The sequence below is a fragment of the Pantoea sp. EKM21T genome, assembly GCF_011800405.1.
GTDB lineage: Bacteria > Pseudomonadota > Gammaproteobacteria > Enterobacterales > Enterobacteriaceae > Pantoea > Pantoea agglomerans.
The window spans coordinates 145787-161714 of sequence record NZ_JAALFV010000001.1; the positions used below are offsets into that span (position 1 = coordinate 145787).

17 protein-coding genes are annotated in these 15928 nt (G+C 53.1%); 12 read left to right on the plus strand and 5 right to left on the minus strand.

The features are described from left to right. Nucleotides 1-4: 4 nt before the first annotated feature. Nucleotides 5-595, minus strand: coding sequence for a ribosomal protein S5-alanine N-acetyltransferase (gene rimJ / locus HFD87_RS00720; protein ID WP_010246386.1), 591 nt, complete (start codon nt 593-595; stop codon nt 5-7). Nucleotides 596-894: 299 nt separating this feature from the next. On the opposite strand from rimJ, the gene grxB reads away from it, so the two are divergent. From grxB to HFD87_RS00765, 9 genes are all read left to right on the plus strand, one after another. Next, nucleotides 895-1542, plus strand: a complete 648-nt coding sequence (grxB, locus tag HFD87_RS00725; protein WP_010246388.1) for a glutaredoxin 2 — start codon at nt 895-897, stop codon at nt 1540-1542. A 114-nt stretch (nt 1543-1656) separates the two neighbouring features. Continuing rightward, on the plus strand, nt 1657-2220 hold the full coding sequence (locus HFD87_RS00730; protein ID WP_167422820.1) for a lipoprotein: 564 nt from the start codon (nt 1657-1659) through the stop codon (nt 2218-2220). A 684-nt stretch (nt 2221-2904) separates the two neighbouring features. Beyond that, on the plus strand, nt 2905-3948 hold the full coding sequence (pyrC, locus tag HFD87_RS00735) for a dihydroorotase (RefSeq protein WP_010246393.1): 1044 nt from the start codon (nt 2905-2907) through the stop codon (nt 3946-3948). A 62-nt stretch (nt 3949-4010) separates the two neighbouring features. Continuing rightward, the gene (gene dinI / locus HFD87_RS00740) at nt 4011-4256 is read left to right on the plus strand and encodes a DNA damage-inducible protein I (RefSeq protein ID WP_010246395.1); all 246 of its coding nucleotides are present in this window, start codon (nt 4011-4013) and stop codon (nt 4254-4256) included. A 145-nt stretch (nt 4257-4401) separates the two neighbouring features. Next, complete coding sequence (locus HFD87_RS00745; protein WP_010246397.1) at nt 4402-4674, plus strand: hypothetical protein; 273 nt, start codon at nt 4402-4404, stop codon at nt 4672-4674. A gap of 246 nt (nt 4675-4920) precedes the next feature. Next, on the plus strand, nt 4921-5175 hold the full coding sequence (bssS, locus tag HFD87_RS00750; RefSeq protein WP_010246399.1) for a biofilm formation regulator BssS: 255 nt from the start codon (nt 4921-4923) through the stop codon (nt 5173-5175). Nucleotides 5176-5269: 94 nt separating this feature from the next. Then, nucleotides 5270-6382: an N-methyl-L-tryptophan oxidase gene (gene solA, locus HFD87_RS00755; RefSeq protein ID WP_022625882.1), complete on the plus strand. Its 1113-nt coding sequence runs from the start codon at nt 5270-5272 to the stop codon at nt 6380-6382. A 294-nt stretch (nt 6383-6676) separates the two neighbouring features. After that, nucleotides 6677-7252, plus strand: a complete 576-nt coding sequence (locus HFD87_RS00760) for a cytochrome b (protein WP_167422821.1) — start codon at nt 6677-6679, stop codon at nt 7250-7252. Nucleotide 7253: 1 nt separating this feature from the next. After that, the gene (locus HFD87_RS00765; RefSeq protein ID WP_157351843.1) at nt 7254-7829 is read left to right on the plus strand and encodes a YceI family protein; all 576 of its coding nucleotides are present in this window, start codon (nt 7254-7256) and stop codon (nt 7827-7829) included. A 39-nt stretch (nt 7830-7868) separates the two neighbouring features. Here HFD87_RS00765 and HFD87_RS00770 read toward each other — a convergent pair whose 3' ends face one another. Beyond that, entirely contained in the window at nt 7869-8918 is a 1050-nt protein-coding gene (locus tag HFD87_RS00770; protein ID WP_010246407.1) for a rhodanese-related sulfurtransferase, read from the minus strand. Nucleotides 8919-9170: 252 nt separating this feature from the next. Between HFD87_RS00770 and HFD87_RS00775 the strand changes: the two genes are divergently transcribed. The 3 genes from HFD87_RS00775 (at nt 9171) to HFD87_RS00780 (ending at nt 11422) form a co-directional block, all read left to right on the plus strand. Then, nucleotides 9171-10094, plus strand: a complete 924-nt coding sequence (locus tag HFD87_RS00775; RefSeq protein ID WP_010246409.1) for a Kdo(2)-lipid IV(A) acyltransferase — start codon at nt 9171-9173, stop codon at nt 10092-10094. 529 nt (nt 10095-10623) lie between these two features. Next, a complete protein-coding gene (locus HFD87_RS22870; protein WP_010669830.1) occupies nt 10624-10890 on the plus strand; it encodes a hypothetical protein in 267 nt (88 codons plus the stop codon). Between the two features lie 130 nt (nt 10891-11020). Further along, nucleotides 11021-11422: a MysB family protein gene (locus HFD87_RS00780; RefSeq protein ID WP_010246413.1), complete on the plus strand. Its 402-nt coding sequence runs from the start codon at nt 11021-11023 to the stop codon at nt 11420-11422. On the opposite strand, the gene HFD87_RS00785 is transcribed toward HFD87_RS00780, so the two are convergent. From HFD87_RS00785 to HFD87_RS00795, 3 genes are all read right to left on the minus strand, one after another. Beyond that, nucleotides 11413-11652: a YceK/YidQ family lipoprotein gene (locus tag HFD87_RS00785; protein WP_010669829.1), complete on the minus strand. Its 240-nt coding sequence runs from the start codon at nt 11650-11652 to the stop codon at nt 11413-11415. The genes HFD87_RS00780 and HFD87_RS00785 overlap by 10 nt on opposite strands. Before the next feature lie 134 nt (nt 11653-11786). Continuing rightward, the gene (mdoH, locus tag HFD87_RS00790) at nt 11787-14339 is read right to left on the minus strand and encodes a glucans biosynthesis glucosyltransferase MdoH (protein ID WP_010669828.1); all 2553 of its coding nucleotides are present in this window, start codon (nt 14337-14339) and stop codon (nt 11787-11789) included. After that, nucleotides 14332-15867: a glucan biosynthesis protein G gene (locus HFD87_RS00795; protein ID WP_181955667.1), complete on the minus strand. Its 1536-nt coding sequence runs from the start codon at nt 15865-15867 to the stop codon at nt 14332-14334. The genes mdoH and HFD87_RS00795 overlap by 8 nt, the downstream gene beginning before the upstream one ends. Between the last annotated feature and the right edge of the window lie 61 nt (nt 15868-15928).

The following is a 15928-nucleotide window of genomic DNA, read 5'->3' on the forward strand; positions in this document are numbered from 1 at the left end:
ATTATTATCCACGCCGGTCAGGCGTCCATTCCCGCAGGGTTAAGGCTGTCAGCACGTGATCCTGCCAGCGTCCGTCGATCAGCAGATAATCTTTCGCGTAACCCTCTTTCTCAAAACCGAGTCGCGCCAGCAGATCGCCGCTGCGCTGGTTGTGCGGCATGTAGTTAGCCATGATGCGGTGAATATGCTGCTGGCGCTGCATATAGCGGATTGCCACCTGCAACGCTTCGAACATGAACCCCTGCCCCTGCCACTTTTCACCCAGTGAATAGCCGAGGTAACAGGCATGAAAGGATCCGCGCAACACATTGCTGAAGTTCGCCACTCCCCTCACTTCGGTTTCATCGCTGTCCATTAAAATGAAATAGAAGGCCGAACCCTGCTTATGCATGTCGGAAATCAGCCCAAGCCGCGCCTGCCAGCCCGAGGGGTAGCAGTGGCTGTCATCACGCACCGGCTCCCACGGTTTTAAAAACAGGCGGTTTTCCGCGTAGTAATCTGCCATTCGCCAGGCATCACGCTCGTGAACCAGACGGACCACCAGCCGATCGGTGGTTAATCGCACCCTGGGCGCGGCAGAACGATAGCCAAACATCCTGACTCCTGAAATCAATGGCTGATAGAGATGAGCCGTCATTACCCGGCTTTCACTATAACCGCCGCCTGGGCTGCGGTAAAACGTTACAGCGGTTTAGTGATAAAGAGGCTGATTTTGCTCGGGTCGCACCGCGGATAACCCCTGCTGCAGGCGGCATCACCAGCGGATCCTGCAGCGCGCCTGACAGGCAGGTTTGCCCTGTGGAGTAATCTCTTCCATACTTTTTACGAGCCCGAAAGCAGGATGAATTGATTCACTCTGTTAAACACTAAACCTGTAAAACCCGGGAGATCAGGATGAAGCTCTATATCTACGACCACTGCCCTTTCTGCGTTAAAGCACGAATGATTTTTGGCCTGAAAAACAAACCGGTTGAGCTGGTGGTAATGCTCAACGACGATGAAGAGACGCCAAAACGACTGATCGGACAGAAAATGGCGCCCATTCTGCAGAAGCAGGATGGCAGCGCGATGCCTGAGAGTATGGAGATCGTACACTATGTCGATCAGCAGGATGGCGAACCGCTGATCATCGGCGCGCTGAATCCGGCGATCGGCGACTGGCTGCGTCACATGAACAGCTATGTCAATAAACTGCTGCTGCCGCGCATTGCAGAGGCGGCGTTTGCCGAATTTGCGACGCCGGAGGCGCGTGACTATTTCCGCAACAAAAAGCAGGCGAGCATCGGTGATTTCGACACGCTGAAAAGTCATTCTGCCGGCCTGATTAAGAACGTCAGCGACGATCTGCGCAAGCTGGACAAATTAATCGTCCAGCCCAATGCGGTAAATGGCGAGCTGTCGGAAGATGATTTTAATCTCTTCCCGCTGCTGCGCTCTCTGACGCTGGTGGCCGGTATCGACTGGCCGAGCCGGGTCGCTGACTACCGCGATAACATGGCTAAACAGACCCAGGTGAATCTGCTCTCCTCAATAGCTCACTAACCCCTCCCGATGAGAGACGCTGCGGCGTTTCTCATCTCTTTCCTGATGACACCCGCTACGCATTCAGGCAGGCTATGGCCTGTTTATTGGCTCTGATATTCAGGATAAAGATCGATGAAAAAGGCTTTTTTCGGGCTGACTGCCCTGTTGATCGCGCTGCTGGTGAGCGGCTGTAATCAACTGACGCAATACACCATCAGCGAACAGGAAGTAAACCAGGCGCTGCAGAAGCACAACAACTATGAGAAAGATATTGGCGTTTCCGGGCTGGTTAATGCGCACATCGTCCTGAACAATCTGACCAGTCAGATTGGCCGTGAAGAGCCAGGCAAAGTGACGCTCTCTGGCAATGCTAAAATCAATGTGACGTCACTGTTAGGTCCGCAGCAGGCCGATATGCAACTGAAGATGCGTGCTCAGCCGGTCTATGACCAGCAGCAGGGTGCAATCTATCTGCGCGATCTGGAAATTGTTGATGCGCAGGTTGCTCCGGAAAAAATGGCCTCCATTATGAAAACGCTGACGCCTTATCTGAATCAGTCGCTGAAAAACTACTTTGATCAAAAGCCGGCTTACGTGCTCAGCGCCGACCGCAGCAAAGGCGAGTCGCTGGCGAAGAAATTTGCCAAAGGACTGGAAGTGAAACCTGGCGAACTGGTTATTCCCTTTACGCAGTAATGCCAGTCAGTTAAGCGACAGGTGACAACGCAGTCTGGTGCCGGGCAGGGGCTGGCGGTCCTCGCGCCGCTACGCGGTTCCTTCACGTCATTCCTCTGCCTGACGGACCGCCGGGGATGGCACATCCTGTGCCGCCCCGCCTTTCGCCCGCGTCCTGCGGGCTCTCCTGGCAGACTCATTCTGTTCAGCGCTGCGGATTGCCTGCCCCTGATCGCCACCGGTCTGCTCTGAAGCTTCTGTTGCGTATTGTTAAAAAGGGCACGAGAGTAGAGGCCTGAGCGCCTCTGCTGCTGAAAGGGCTATCCGCAACGCTGAGGCGTGACGGCGGGCCAGAAGTCCACGCCGGGAAGCGTGGACAGTTCGGGGCCGGCCAGGGAGGGCCTATCCCCGAACGGTTCGTCGGCACGACGTCAAAGCCGAAGGTACCGCGTGAGCGGCGCGAGGACGGCCCGGCAGCAGCAGAGGTGCTCTGGCCCGCACTGCGGCTCGCTCGCCCGGAAAAAAGCTGCCACGTCTGACCGTGACAGCCTTTACAAATCTAATCTTAACTGACCAGCATTACCCTGTTGGGCAGCGGATTTTCTTTATCAGCATAAAAAGCAGGTGCAAACGGTTGCCTGAATCCTTATGCTTAGACCCCGGCCAAAACACGCCTTTTGTTTCCCTTCTGCCGGAGCTTCACTGATGACAGCACAACCTCAGCAACTTACCCTGCGTCGCCCTGACGACTGGCATATTCATCTGCGCGACGATGAGATGCTCAACACGGTCCTGCCCTATACCAGCGCGGTGAATGGGCGTGCCATTGTGATGCCTAACCTGGTGCCACCGGTGACCAGCGTGGCAGCAGGTGAAGCGTACCGCGATCGCATCCTGGCGGCGCTGCCCGCCGAACACGCCTTTACGCCGCTGATGACCTGCTATCTGACCGACTCGCTTGATCCTGATGAGCTTGAGCGCGGTTTCACCTCCGGTCTGTTTACCGCGGCTAAGCTCTATCCGGCGCACGCTACGACGAACTCCAGCCATGGCGTTACCGATATCGCCTCCATTGCCCGCGTGCTGGAGCGGATGCAGAAGCTCGGTATGCCACTGCTGATCCACGGCGAAGTCACCGATGCGCATGTCGACATTTTTGACCGCGAAGCCCGGTTTATCGAAACGGTTATGGTGCCGCTGCGCAGCCAGTTTCCGGCACTGAAAGTAGTGATGGAGCACATTACCACTCAGGACGCCGCAGAATATGTTGCCGCCGCCGATGAGACGCTGGGCGCGACCATTACCCCGCAGCATTTGATGTTTAACCGCAATCACATGCTGGTGGGCGGTATTCGTCCGCACCTCTATTGCCTGCCGATTCTTAAACGCAACGTGCATCAGGAAGCATTGCGCAAATTAGTGGCGAGTGGTCATCCGCGCGTCTTCCTCGGCACCGACACAGCACCGCATCTGCGTCATCTCAAAGAGGCCAGTTGCGGCTGCGCGGGGGTATTTAATGCGCCAGTGTCGTTACCCGCTTACGCCACCGTTTTTGAAGAGCTGAACGCGCTGGAACATTTTGAAGCGTTCTGTTCGGAGAATGGCCCGCGTTTTTACGGCCTGCCGCTGAATGAAGGGACGATTACTTTGGTGCGTGAGTCCTGGCAGGTGCCAGAGTCCATCGCGCTCGGCAGCCATTCACTGGTGCCGTTCCTGGCGGGTGAAACACTAAACTGGCGCATCGCATAATTTTACTTGCCTCCGGCCTGTCGATACTGTAAATATATACAGTATCTTAAACGGAGGCTGTTATGCGCGTTGAAATTACCGTATCAAATACCCGACCTCTTCCTGCTGGTGCGATAGAAGCGTTGAGCGATGAATTATCGCGCCGCATTGATGAACAGTTCCCTGACTCGACCAATCACGTCAAGGTACGTTATGCCAGTGCCAATAATCTCAGCGTGCTGGGCGGTGGAAAAGAGACGCGCGACCAGATCAGCGAGATCCTGCAGCAGACGTGGGAAAGCGCTGACGACTGGTTCAATACTGATTAACCGCCACTGTGCTTTTTTTCCGGGTGTCGCCACCCGGTTTTTTTATCTTTTCTCCCCTCTCGCACTTACCCCGTCCTGCATCTAGACTCTTAATGATCAATGCCCTATCCTTGCGCTCGTCACGCATAACAGGAGGTGCGACACCATGACTACTGATAAACCGGAAGAGGCGATGACCTTTGGTGAGTTGTTAGCACTGATTGGTGATCAGAAGCGTCGTTTAACGGTGCTGGAAAATGCCTTTTCCAGTCTGATTTTCTGTCTTGACGATCGTGCCAGTCAGCTACTGGTACACAATCTGTCGCTGGAAGCCCAAAATCAAAACCATGATGAGCAGCTTCAGCAGCACTTTGCCCGTCTGGCAGAAACACTGCAAAAACGCGGCGGCGGCGTAGTGCCAGAAACGCCGGCTCTCTGAGTCCGCTCACGCGGCTAAGCCCGCTTTTTGCCTGTCTTTTGACTGCTGATAAAAATGCCTGCCCGTCAGGCATTTTATTTTTTTACGCCCGCCTTTCAAACGCAAATATTCTGTGAGAAGCTGACTCACGGCATTTTTTAAACAGTGATACCCTCGTTTACTGTTATAATTGTTTCGCTATTGGAATAAAAAAGCCGCATTGAACCTCATCATGCACTTCGTTTAACGAGTAATAAGGAGGTTATAATGGACAGAAGAAAAGATGTTATACAGACTCACCCACTGGTGGGCTGGGATATCAGTACCGTTGACAGCTATGACGCCATGATGATCCGCCTGCACTCGTTGTCGTCGCAGGATCAAAAAGAAGAAGAAGCGGATGTTGGCCCGACATACTGGCTGACAACGGATGTGGCAAGGCAATTTATCTCGATCCTCGAAGCAGGCATCGCCAAGATAGAATCAGCCGAGCAGATAGAACGACTCCTCAAAAAGCATTAATTTCTGCCGCATCAAAGAGGCGCCCTCAGGGGTGCCTTTTTCGTTTCTGTTTCTGGTATGCTTTTGATTATCTGTCTCTTAGAGCGTAGTTACCATGATTTATGATCTTATCGTCGTTGGCAGCGGTTCCGTGGGCGCGGCGGCAGGCTACTATGCCACCCAGGCGGGTTTATCGGTGTTAATGATCGACAGCGCCCATCCTCCCCATAATCAGGGCACACATCATGGCGAGAGCCGGCTGATTCGTCACGCCTATGGTGAAGGTGAACGCTATGTCCCCCTGGTTCTGCGGGCGCAAACGCTGTGGGATGAGCTGGAACAGCGTGCCGGTGAGCGCATCATGCATCGCAGTGGCGTACTTAATCTCGCCCCGAATCAGTCGCCGTTTATTCAGAACGTCATCGACAGCGCGACCCGCTGGCAGCTCAATATTGAGGTGATGCAGCCTGATGACGTGCGCAAGCGCTGGCCACAAATCAATGTCCCTGAGGGCTATCTGGGCGTATTTGAGCCGCAGTCCGGCTATCTGAAATGTGAACAGGCGGTACGCAGCTGGATCCAACTGGCGGAGCAGGCGGGCTGCGCGCAGCTGTTTAACTGCCCGGTTTCAGAGCTGGGTCGCGATGGCGATCTGCAGCAGGTCACTACCCTGGATGGCGTCTACCGGGGCCGCAAAATGTTGATCAGTGCGGGCACATGGGTTGGCAAATTAGTTCCTGACCTGCCGGTCGCGCCCACCCGCAAGGTGTTCGCCTGGTATCAGGCAGATGGCCGCTACAGTGAGAACAATAAGTTTCCCGGTTTTACGGTGGAAATGGGCGATGGCAGCCAGTTTTATGGCTTCCCGGCGGATAACAACGCCCTGAAAGTGGGTCGTCATGATGGCGGTCAGCTGATGCAGCAGCCTGAGGATCGTAAACCTTTTGGCGCGGTGGCGGCCGATGGCAGCGAAGCTTTTGGATTTCTCCGTCAGTTTTTACCTGGCGTCGGTGTCTGTCTGCATGGCGAAGCCTGCAGCTACGATTTTAGCCCGGATGAAGACTTTATAATTGATACCCTGCCGGGTGAACCAGACCGCTTGTTAATCACCGGGCTCAGTGGACACGGGTTTAAATTCGCCAGCGTATTGGGCGAACTGGCTGCAGAATTTGCCCAGCAAAAACCGTTCTCTTTTGATCTGACACCCTTCCGCCTCTCACGTTTCTGACTCGATAAAGGGTGGTATCAGCCTGATGCCGCCCGACTGACAGACTTTGACGAAAATTGACTATTACTGACATAAAGTCAGAATATATTTCGCCCTTTTGGTTAATTCCGGCTCTTTTTAGTTAACGACCAGCGCCTCACAAATAACTCATTCAGTAATATTGCGCATTTCACACCTGATTTATTCAACCTTTTCACAATATAAAATTAAAGTTATAGAAGCGTAAGGATGATTGCTTTTATATTTCATAATGTGGATGCTTATTTCAGATTATTACTTCATGAAAACCTCATTATGTTATTACGTAATTCATCTCATCAGTTTGGCCTGGTTGCCGTGCTGCTGCACTGGTCGATGGCGCTGGCAATTTACGCCATGTTTGCGCTGGGATTATGGATGGTCGGCCTCAGCTATTACGACAGCTGGTATCACGACGCGCCTGAGATCCATAAAAGCATCGGCGTGATCCTGTTGCTGACGCTGATCGTTCGCCTGCTGTGGCGCGTTATTTCACCGCCGCCAAAACCGCTTAGCAGTTATTCCCCGCTGGTACGCATCAGTTCGGTGGTGGCCCACCTGTTACTGTATACCCTGCTGCTGGCGATTCTGATCAGCGGCTATCTGATCTCCACCGCCGATGGCAAACCCATCTCGGTATTCAGCTGGTTCACCCTGCCCGCGCTGTTCAGCGGTGCTGGCGAACAGGCTGATCTTGCGGGCGACATTCACCTCTGGCTGGCCTGGACGGTTGTGGTCCTGTCACTGCTGCATGGGCTGGCAGCGGTAAAACATCACTTTATCGATCGCGATATCACCTTAAAACGGATGTCGGGTTTGCGTTTCACCTCTCCCTCTGAAAAGGATAAATAATATGTTTAAAAAGACCCTGCTGGCGATGACCGGTGCCAGTCTGCTGCTCGGCTCACTCACCGCCTCTGCCGCTGACTACAAAATCGATAAAGAGGGCCAGCACGCCTTTATTCAGTTCCGTATCCAGCATCTGGGTTACAGCTGGCTCTACGGCACCTTTAAGGATTTTGATGGCCGCTTCACCTTTGATGAGAAGAATCCTGCCGCAGATAAAGTCGACGTCACCATTAACACCAGCAGCATCGATACTAACCATGCTGAACGTGACAAGCACCTGCGCAGTGCGGACTTCCTGAACACCAGCAAAAATCCGCAGGCCACGTTCAAATCCACAGATGTGAAGAAAGAGGGTGATGAGCTGAAGATTACTGGCGATCTTACGCTGAATGGCGTGACCAAACCGGTAACGCTCGAGGCGAAAATGCTGGGTGAAGGTAAAGATCCGTGGGGCGGCTACCGCGCTGGCTTTGAGGCTGAAGGTGAAATTGCACTGAAAGATTTCAACATCACCAAAGATCTGGGGCCAGCTTCGCAGAAGGTTCAGCTGATGATCTCGGTTGAGGGTGTACGCCAGTAAAACAGCAAGCCGCCTGAAGCTGACTTCAGGCGGCCACGCTTATTTCTTCAGCGGCGAGGGAATGGTCATGTTTAACAGGCCACGCGACTTGTTAAAGATCTTGTTGCCATTTTCACGTCCTGCCCGACGCGCGCGCTGCTCTTCCGGTGAGAGCTTCGCCTCTTCCTGGCAGATCGGGCTACAGCAGTTCTCAAACTTCTCCGCGCAGCTTTTGCACTGAATAAACAGCAGATGACAACCGTCATTGACGCAATTAACGTGGGTATCACAGGGTTCGCCGCACTGATGACAGTTCGACAACACATCGTCAGAGATCCGCTCACCCATCCGCTCATCAAAAACAAAGTTTTTGCCTTTGAAGCGTACCGGTAATCCCTGCTCACGGGCGCGTCGGGCATACTCGATGATACCGCCCTCAATGTGATAGACATCCTCAAAGCCGTTGTGCCGCATCCAGGCGCTGGCCTTTTCACAGCGGATCCCGCCGGTGCAGTACATCACGATCTTTTTGTCTTTCTGATCCTGCAGCATCTCAACCGCCATCGGCAGCTGATCGCGGAAAGTATCAGCCGGCACTTCCAGCGCGTTGTCGAAGCGACCCACCTCATATTCGTAGTGGTTACGCATATCCACGAACAGGGCGTCAGGATCGTCCAGCATGGCGTTTACGTCCGCCGCTTTAAGATACTGACCCACATCGCTGGCATCAAAACTGTCGTCTTCAATACCGTCAGCGACAATGCGGTCGCGTACTTTCAGACGCAGCACCCAGAACGATTTACCATCATCATCCAGCGCAATATTCATCCGCAGATTGTTCAGCGCCGGATCAAAGCCATATAGCCATTCTTTCATCTTTTCATACTGGCTGGCTGGCACGCTGATCTGCGCATTGATGCCTTCGTGGGCCACGTAGACGCGACCAAAGACCTTAAGAGCTGTCAGGCCAAGATAGAGCGCGTCACGGAATGCTTTGGGATCGGCAATCTGGAAATATTTATAAAAAGAGACAGTGGTGCGCGGCTCGGTTTCAGCCAGCATGCGCGCCTTCAGCTCTTTATTGGAAACGAGGTTATGTAACACTGGCATGGTGTTCGTCCTGTTATCAATAGAAGAAATTTAGCGCGCACATGATACCTGATTTCACCGGGATGCAAAGGCCAGTGACCAGATTGATCGCCTGTTGCCGTTTTTTGCAGCAACATTGGACTATTAACCTTTGTTCATTGATGGCACGTTCCGATAGTGATATTTAAGCGCACGTCAAAAACTGGCACAATGGCGTAAATCAACGAGATATCAGCACCGCACGGTGCGCGACGCAGGAAAATTAACCTTCACATGACTCAGTTGCCTCAGTTTTCACGAGAACTGCTCCACCCGCGCTATTGGCTGACCTGGCTGGGTGTCGCTTCTCTTTATCTTTTGGTGCTACTTCCTTATCCCCTGCTTTATGTTCTCGGCTGTAATATTGGCCGCATTGGGATGCGTTTTATGAAACACCGCGTCAGTATTTCCCGGCGTAATCTGGAATTAAGTTTTCCGGATATGCCGGTAAATGAACGCGAAGCGATGGTTAAACACAATTTCGAATCGGTCGGCATGGGATTAATTGAGACCGGTATGGCGTGGTTCTGGCCTGACTGGCGCATCAATAAATGGCATACGCCGTCGGGGCTGGAGCATATTCAGCAGGCGCGCGATAGCCAGCGCGGCGTGCTGCTTATCGGCATGCATTTTCTGACGCTGGAGATTGGTGCACGCATGTTTGGTATCCATAACCCTGGCATTGGCGTCTATCGCCCGAATGACAACAAACTGATCGACTGGCTTCAGGTCAAAGGTCGGATGCGGTCAAATAAAAGCATGCTCGATCGTAAAGATCTCAAAGGAATGATCCGCGCACTGAAACAGGGTGACATTATCTGGTATGCGCCCGACCACGATTATGGCCCGCGCAGCAGCGTCTTTGTCCCCTTCTTTGGCGTGGAAAAAGCGGCCACAACGGTGGGCACCCATCTGCTGATCCGCACCGGTAAACCGGCTGTCATCCCTTTTGTGCCGCGTCGTCTGCCTGGGGGTCGCGGCTATGAACTGATGATACTGCCTGACATCAGCGGCGAATTTACGCTGGAAAGTGATGTCGCAACCGCAACCAGAATGAATCAGGTTGTTGAAGAGGGTGTGCTGCTGGCACCTGAACAGTATATGTGGCTCCACCGCCGCTTTAAAACGCGCCCCGAGGGCGAACCCTCCCGTTATTAATCTGTTCGCGCTAAATGTCTGTCAGGCATTTAGCGCGTTTTACTCCCCTGCTAAATAAATCACTCATGGCAGACTCAGCCTGTAAGCGAAACCGCAGGTCCAGTAATTAATAAACACCCGTATTCATAATATAATTTCTCTCTGTTTAAAGTTAAACCCGCTAATCAATTAACAGGACGGCAGGCGGCATTCAGCCTGTTTCGCTTTTTATTAATTAATATTGCAGCGAGTGCTATTAAATGCGTTATGGCGCTGATTATTCTGTACGCCAGGCCTAATCCTATTTAGCCGCTCTTAATGATATCTTACTGCTTATGAATCGGGGAAAATTAACTTATTTTACAAGCGATTGCCTTTCTGATTTAGCTTATATTCCATTTTACATTTTTTTAACACCCCGATAGACCATTATGGAATTTGAACTCATTAATGCTTATCGGTAGTTTCGTTTGTGACAGTCAGGCTTTTAACGGCTCTGGCCAGAATTATAAAAAAGACAACACAGCAAACCTCTAATGGGACAGTTAATATGAACAAAGGTCTCTACTATTACGTTACAATCGGTACCGATCAGGAAAATTATCACTTTCTTCATCGTAAAGGGTGCAAGCGTATGCCTGATAAAGAAGAGGTCATATTTATCGGCACGTTATATAATTTGAGTCAGGCCCTCTCCATCGCCAGAATTAATTTTAAGAAAGTTAAGCCATGTATAAAATGTTGTATCCGCTACTCAGCCCCCGTGATTCATGAGTCCGTTCAACCGGTTTTGCATTTCCCGCAAAAGATGATCTGACCCTGACTGGCCGGAAATGGCTTATTTCCCGCCAGTTGCACCGGCCTGACCTTTCCCTCCTTCAGATTTCGTCTATCCTTCACTGAAATCAAATAAATCCATAGTCAAAGACCCGTGAAGGAGAAGAGCGATGAGCATGTACAGTACCTTAGAGGAAGCCATCGATGCTGCACGTGAAGAGTTCCTCGCTAACCACCCAGAGCTTGAGGAAGGGGATGCATCAATCAGCCAGTTTGGTCTGCAAAAGTATGTGATGCAGGATGGCGATATCATGTGGCAGGCTGAATTCATGGCAGAAGAAGGTGAAGCAGGCGAATGTCTGCCTTATCGTAGCGGTGAAGCGGCACAGGCCATTTTTGATGCAGATTTTGACGAAGTTGAACTACGTCAGGAGTGGTTAGCAGAAAATACCCTGCACGAGTGGGATGACGGCGAGTTCCAGCTGGAGCCGCCGCTGGACACCGAAGAGGGTGAAGCCGCCGCGCAAGAGTGGGAAGATGATAACAGCGATTCCGATCGCAGTTACTCGTAAGGACCGTGGCTGGCATCCACCGGTAGCAACAGGGTATCAACCACCAGCGACAGCGGCAGGTCGAGGATCGTCAGGACCCGCCATCCGCTGTCGCGAACATCCCACTGTACGCCGGGATAGTACTGATTACCGTGTCCCTGCCCGGGAATGGTACGGCTTATAATACTGCCGCATCCGCTTAAGCAGAGCACAGCCGCGACGATAACACCCGCCTTTAAGCACCCTTTCACCACACATATCCGCCATGAAGAAACAGCCATTGAGATCGTCACGCGCTGCTCGCGGTGACTGCCAGCAATAAATTTATCAGCGAATCGCTGTTTTAATCCGATAAAAAAAGCGGCATCGCTGCCGCTTTTTCAGATTACGCGTTGTTTGCCAGCGCGTTGGGGTTGAGCGTGAGTTTTTGATAACTCTCAACCCACTGATGATACTTGTCCGCATCTTCCCATAGTCGGGTATGAACACGGGCCAGCACCACCGGATCGCTGATCAACTGCAGACGCTGTTCGCGGCCCAGTTTATCCGGCGCATCGCTCAGCGCCTGATCAACCCGACGGTCACGCGCATAGTCCAGTAACTGACTCTGCTTGTGGCGCGATGTGGCCAGTGCCGTTGCCAGCGCGTTGAAGGCAGGATGGAATAAGGCATGCATAAAGCCATTTTCCAGCGCGCGCTCACGGTTCAGTACCACATAGCGATCGGTATCCACCAGCTCCTGCGGCGGTGAGTACTCTTCCGGGATCAGGAACAGCTTCGCTTTCTTGCTCTTAATGCCCAGCGTTGCGCGGCTCGACATGACCGAGACAAACGGCGACAGAATCAGTGAGAAGACGATCGGTGCCAGCCACCACAGGAAGTTAAGATCCAGCAGTCCCATACCAATCGCCCACACCAGACCCAATGCCATCTGCGAACCGTGACGTTTAAACGCCTCGCTCCACGGTGTCGCATCGTCATCACGCTGCGGTGAGTTCCACACCACTTCCCAGCCGAGGAAGGCGCTGACCACAAACACCGTATGGAACAGCATACGCACTGGTGCCAGCAGCACCGAGAATAGCGTTTCCAGCACCAGTGAAGCCAGCAGCCGCAGAGGTCCGCCGTAGGCCTTCGACCCTTTAAACCAGATCAACACGACACTCAGCATTTTCGGCAGGAACAGCAGCACCATGGTGGTCGAGAACAGCGCTATCGCCAGCTCCGGACGCCACTGCGGCCAGACCGGGAAGAGCTGCCGCGGTTGCAGGAAGTAGGTCGGTTCCATCAGCGTATGCACTACCTGCAGGGCAGTGGAGAGCGCCAGGAACATAAACCACAGCGGAGCCGAGAGGTAGGACATCACACCCGTCAGGAACACCGCACGGTGAACCGGGTGCATCCCTTTCACCAGGAACAGGCGGAAGTTCATCAGGTTGCCGTGACACCAGCGGCGGTCACGTTTCAGCTCATCCAGCAGGTTCGGTGGCAGTTCTTCATAGGATCCCGGCAGGTCATAGGCAATCCAGACGCCCCAACCGGCACGACGCATCAGCGCAGCTTCTACGAAGTCATGCGACATGATTGAACCCGCAAAGGAGCCCTCTCCCGGTAACGGTGCCAGGGCACAGTGCTCAATAAAGGGTTTCACGCGGATAATGGCGTTGTGACCCCAGTAGTGAGACTCACCCAGCTGCCAGAAGTGCAGACCGGCGGTAAATAACGGACCGTAGACGCGGGTCGCAAACTGCTGACAGCGCGCATAAAGCGTATCCATACCCGATGCTTTCGGCGACGACTGGATGATCCCGGCATTCGGGTTGGCATCCATCATGCGTACCAGACCGGTGAGACACTCTCCGCTCATGACGCTATCGGCATCCAGCACCACCATGTAGCTGTAGTTGCTGCCCCAGCGACGGCAGAAGTCATCGATGTTTCCGCTTTTACGCTTCACGCGACGACGACGACGGCGATAGAAAATCTTGCCTGCCCCGCCAACATCCCGCACCAGTTCCATCCAGGCTTTCTGTTCGGCAATCGCGATATCCGCATCGTAACTGTCGCTGAGGATGTAAACGTCGAAGTGTTCAGCGTTACCGGTACGAACCACCGACTCCCAGGTCGCACGCAGACCGGCGTAAACACGCTCAACGTCTTCATTACAGATCGGCATAATCAGCGCGGTACGATGTTCCGGGTTAAGCGGTTCATCTCCGACCGTTGAGTAAGAGATACTGTATTTATCACGTCCAATCAGCAGCTGCAGGAAGCCCATCAACGCCGTCCAGAAACCGGCAGAGACCCAGCAGAAAAGTATGGCGAACAGGAACAGGATGCCGGTCTGCAACAAATAAGGCAGGATCTGCATCACTGACTGCTGCCAGTTCTGATTGATCATCTCCATCGGATCCAGAAGCGTCCAGCCCTGATACGGCAGAATACTCTTCATGTACCAGGTGGCGACCACGGTCTGGAAAATGGTCAGGATCAGCAGAATGTAGCGGCGAATTGAACCGACATGACGCCACTTCTCCTCGGCACGCCGCTCTTCGGCATTGCTATAACGCGGCACCGATTTGTGTCCACGCAGTGAGTCCCAGGCACGGGCGACCGGGTTGGTACGCCAGGCTTCCGGGAACATCAGTGAGCGTTTGACCTTCGGCATCGCCTTCAGCGTGGTACGGTCGAGGTAATCTTTACCCAACTGCTGACCTTCGGCCAGCGAATCGGGCCAGGCCATTTCAACCCGCGATGAGACCGATTTTAACGGCGCATCGTCGGGACGGTCACTGGCTGCGACATCCCTGCCCAGCACATCATGGATGAAGTGGAACTCGCTGGCATTCTGCAATGAGACGCTCAGACGGGCCTTCCCTGCCGCATCCAGCGGCAGAGATTCCACATAACGTTGAGGTGTAAAAGTCGATTTATTCATTGGCAGGTAACTGATAGCTCCAGGTTTCCGTCAATGTCTTGTCGCCGCTAACCAGGGCCGCACGCATTTCGGTGGACTGTTTGGCATCTTTCACACGCAGACGCAACACCAGACGCCAGCCTTTGGTGACCGGGTTATAACGTACGCTCTGCTCAACCACATCAGCATTTTTACCCACGCTGACCTGCGGTGCCACCTGACTGTTTTCCGCCATCTTGCTCATGTCTTTACCCACGAAGTCGATGGTGAAAGCCACGGTACCATCCGGCTGACGCACCAGATTAGACTGCTTCACGTCACCCGCTGAACGCAGGGTATTTTTGACCCAGGCGGTATCATCGGAGTGCAGCTGGTTTTCGTCGCGCGAGAAGTGCAGACGATATTTGAAGTTCATCTCTTTGCCAGGCTCTGGCAGCGTCTCCGGCGTCCAGAACGCAACGATGTTGTCGTTGGTTTCATCTGCCGTCGGGATTTCAACCAGTTCAACCCGGCCTTTACCCCAGTCGCCTAATGGCTCAACCCAGCCGCTTGGACGAAGATCATAGCGGTCATCAAGATCCTGATAGTTGTTAAAGTCACGCCCACGCTGCAGCAGACCAAACCCTTTCGGATTCTCGATGGTGAAGGTGCTCACTGCCAGATGACGCGGGTTGTTCAGCGGACGCCAAATCCACTCCCCGTTGCCATTGTGGATAGAGAGACCGTCAGAGTCGTGCAGTGCCGGACGGAAGTTGTTCACCGTCGATGGCTGGTTCTGACCAAACAGGAACATACTGGTCAGCGGTGCAACACCCAGTTTGCCGACGTTATCACGCAGGTAAACTTTTGACTGCACATCAACCGTTGAAGCGTCACCCGGATGCAGCACAAAGCGATACGCACCCGCCGCACGCGGCGAATCGAGCAGTGCGTAGATCACCAGCTGTTTGTCCTGTGGTTTAGGACGCTGAATCCAGAACTCTTTAAAGCGCGGGAACTCTTCACCGGACGGCAGCGCCGTATCGATGGCAAGTCCACGCGCCGACAGGCCATAAACCTGACCGGCACCGATGACACGGAAATAACTCGCGCCCAGGAAGCTGGCGATCTCATCGTTTTTACCCTTATTGTTGAGTGGGTAAAGTACTTTGAAACCGGCAAAACCGAGGTTTTTTACCGCATCCGCGTCATGTTTTACATTACCGAAATTAAAATAATCGGGGTTGTATTTAATCTCGCGCACCGCGCTAGCGGTCACTTCGTTGATCTGCACCGGGGTATCGAAATACATTCCCTGATGATAGAACTCCAGCTTGAACGGCGTGCGCAGTTTGCCCCAATACGCTTTATCGTGGTTAAACTGGATCTGCTGATAATCAGCAAATTTCATTTCACGAAATTGAGAGGGTAAATTGCTTTTAGGCGCTTCGAAGCTTTTCCCTGCCAACGCTTTGGCTTGTTTGGCAACATCGTCGATGTTAAACGCCCAACTGTTATTGGCGTACAACGCCAGCAGAACTGCAGTACCAATCCAGCGTACCTTCATCAGTCCGGCTTTATTTTTTTCTTTAGTCAGCACATCCCCCCCTTTCGTGTGCTTAAATCAAACC

Coding starts and splice junctions, on each gene's coding strand:
- rimJ (WP_010246386.1), bottom strand. CDS start 595: ATGTTTGGCTATCGTTCTGCCGCGCCCAGGGTGCGATTAACCACCGAT.
- grxB (WP_010246388.1), top strand. CDS start 895: ATGAAGCTCTATATCTACGACCACTGCCCTTTCTGCGTTAAAGCACGA.
- HFD87_RS00730 (WP_167422820.1), top strand. CDS start 1,657: ATGAAAAAGGCTTTTTTCGGGCTGACTGCCCTGTTGATCGCGCTGCTG.
- pyrC (WP_010246393.1), top strand. CDS start 2,905: ATGACAGCACAACCTCAGCAACTTACCCTGCGTCGCCCTGACGACTGG.
- dinI (WP_010246395.1), top strand. CDS start 4,011: ATGCGCGTTGAAATTACCGTATCAAATACCCGACCTCTTCCTGCTGGT.
- HFD87_RS00745 (WP_010246397.1), top strand. CDS start 4,402: ATGACTACTGATAAACCGGAAGAGGCGATGACCTTTGGTGAGTTGTTA.
- bssS (WP_010246399.1), top strand. CDS start 4,921: ATGGACAGAAGAAAAGATGTTATACAGACTCACCCACTGGTGGGCTGG.
- solA (WP_022625882.1), top strand. CDS start 5,270: ATGATTTATGATCTTATCGTCGTTGGCAGCGGTTCCGTGGGCGCGGCG.
- HFD87_RS00760 (WP_167422821.1), top strand. CDS start 6,677: ATGTTATTACGTAATTCATCTCATCAGTTTGGCCTGGTTGCCGTGCTG.
- HFD87_RS00765 (WP_157351843.1), top strand. CDS start 7,254: ATGTTTAAAAAGACCCTGCTGGCGATGACCGGTGCCAGTCTGCTGCTC.
- HFD87_RS00770 (WP_010246407.1), bottom strand. CDS start 8,918: ATGCCAGTGTTACATAACCTCGTTTCCAATAAAGAGCTGAAGGCGCGC.
- HFD87_RS00775 (WP_010246409.1), top strand. CDS start 9,171: ATGACTCAGTTGCCTCAGTTTTCACGAGAACTGCTCCACCCGCGCTAT.
- HFD87_RS22870 (WP_010669830.1), top strand. CDS start 10,624: ATGAACAAAGGTCTCTACTATTACGTTACAATCGGTACCGATCAGGAA.
- HFD87_RS00780 (WP_010246413.1), top strand. CDS start 11,021: ATGAGCATGTACAGTACCTTAGAGGAAGCCATCGATGCTGCACGTGAA.
- mdoH (WP_010669828.1), bottom strand. CDS start 14,339: ATGAATAAATCGACTTTTACACCTCAACGTTATGTGGAATCTCTGCCG.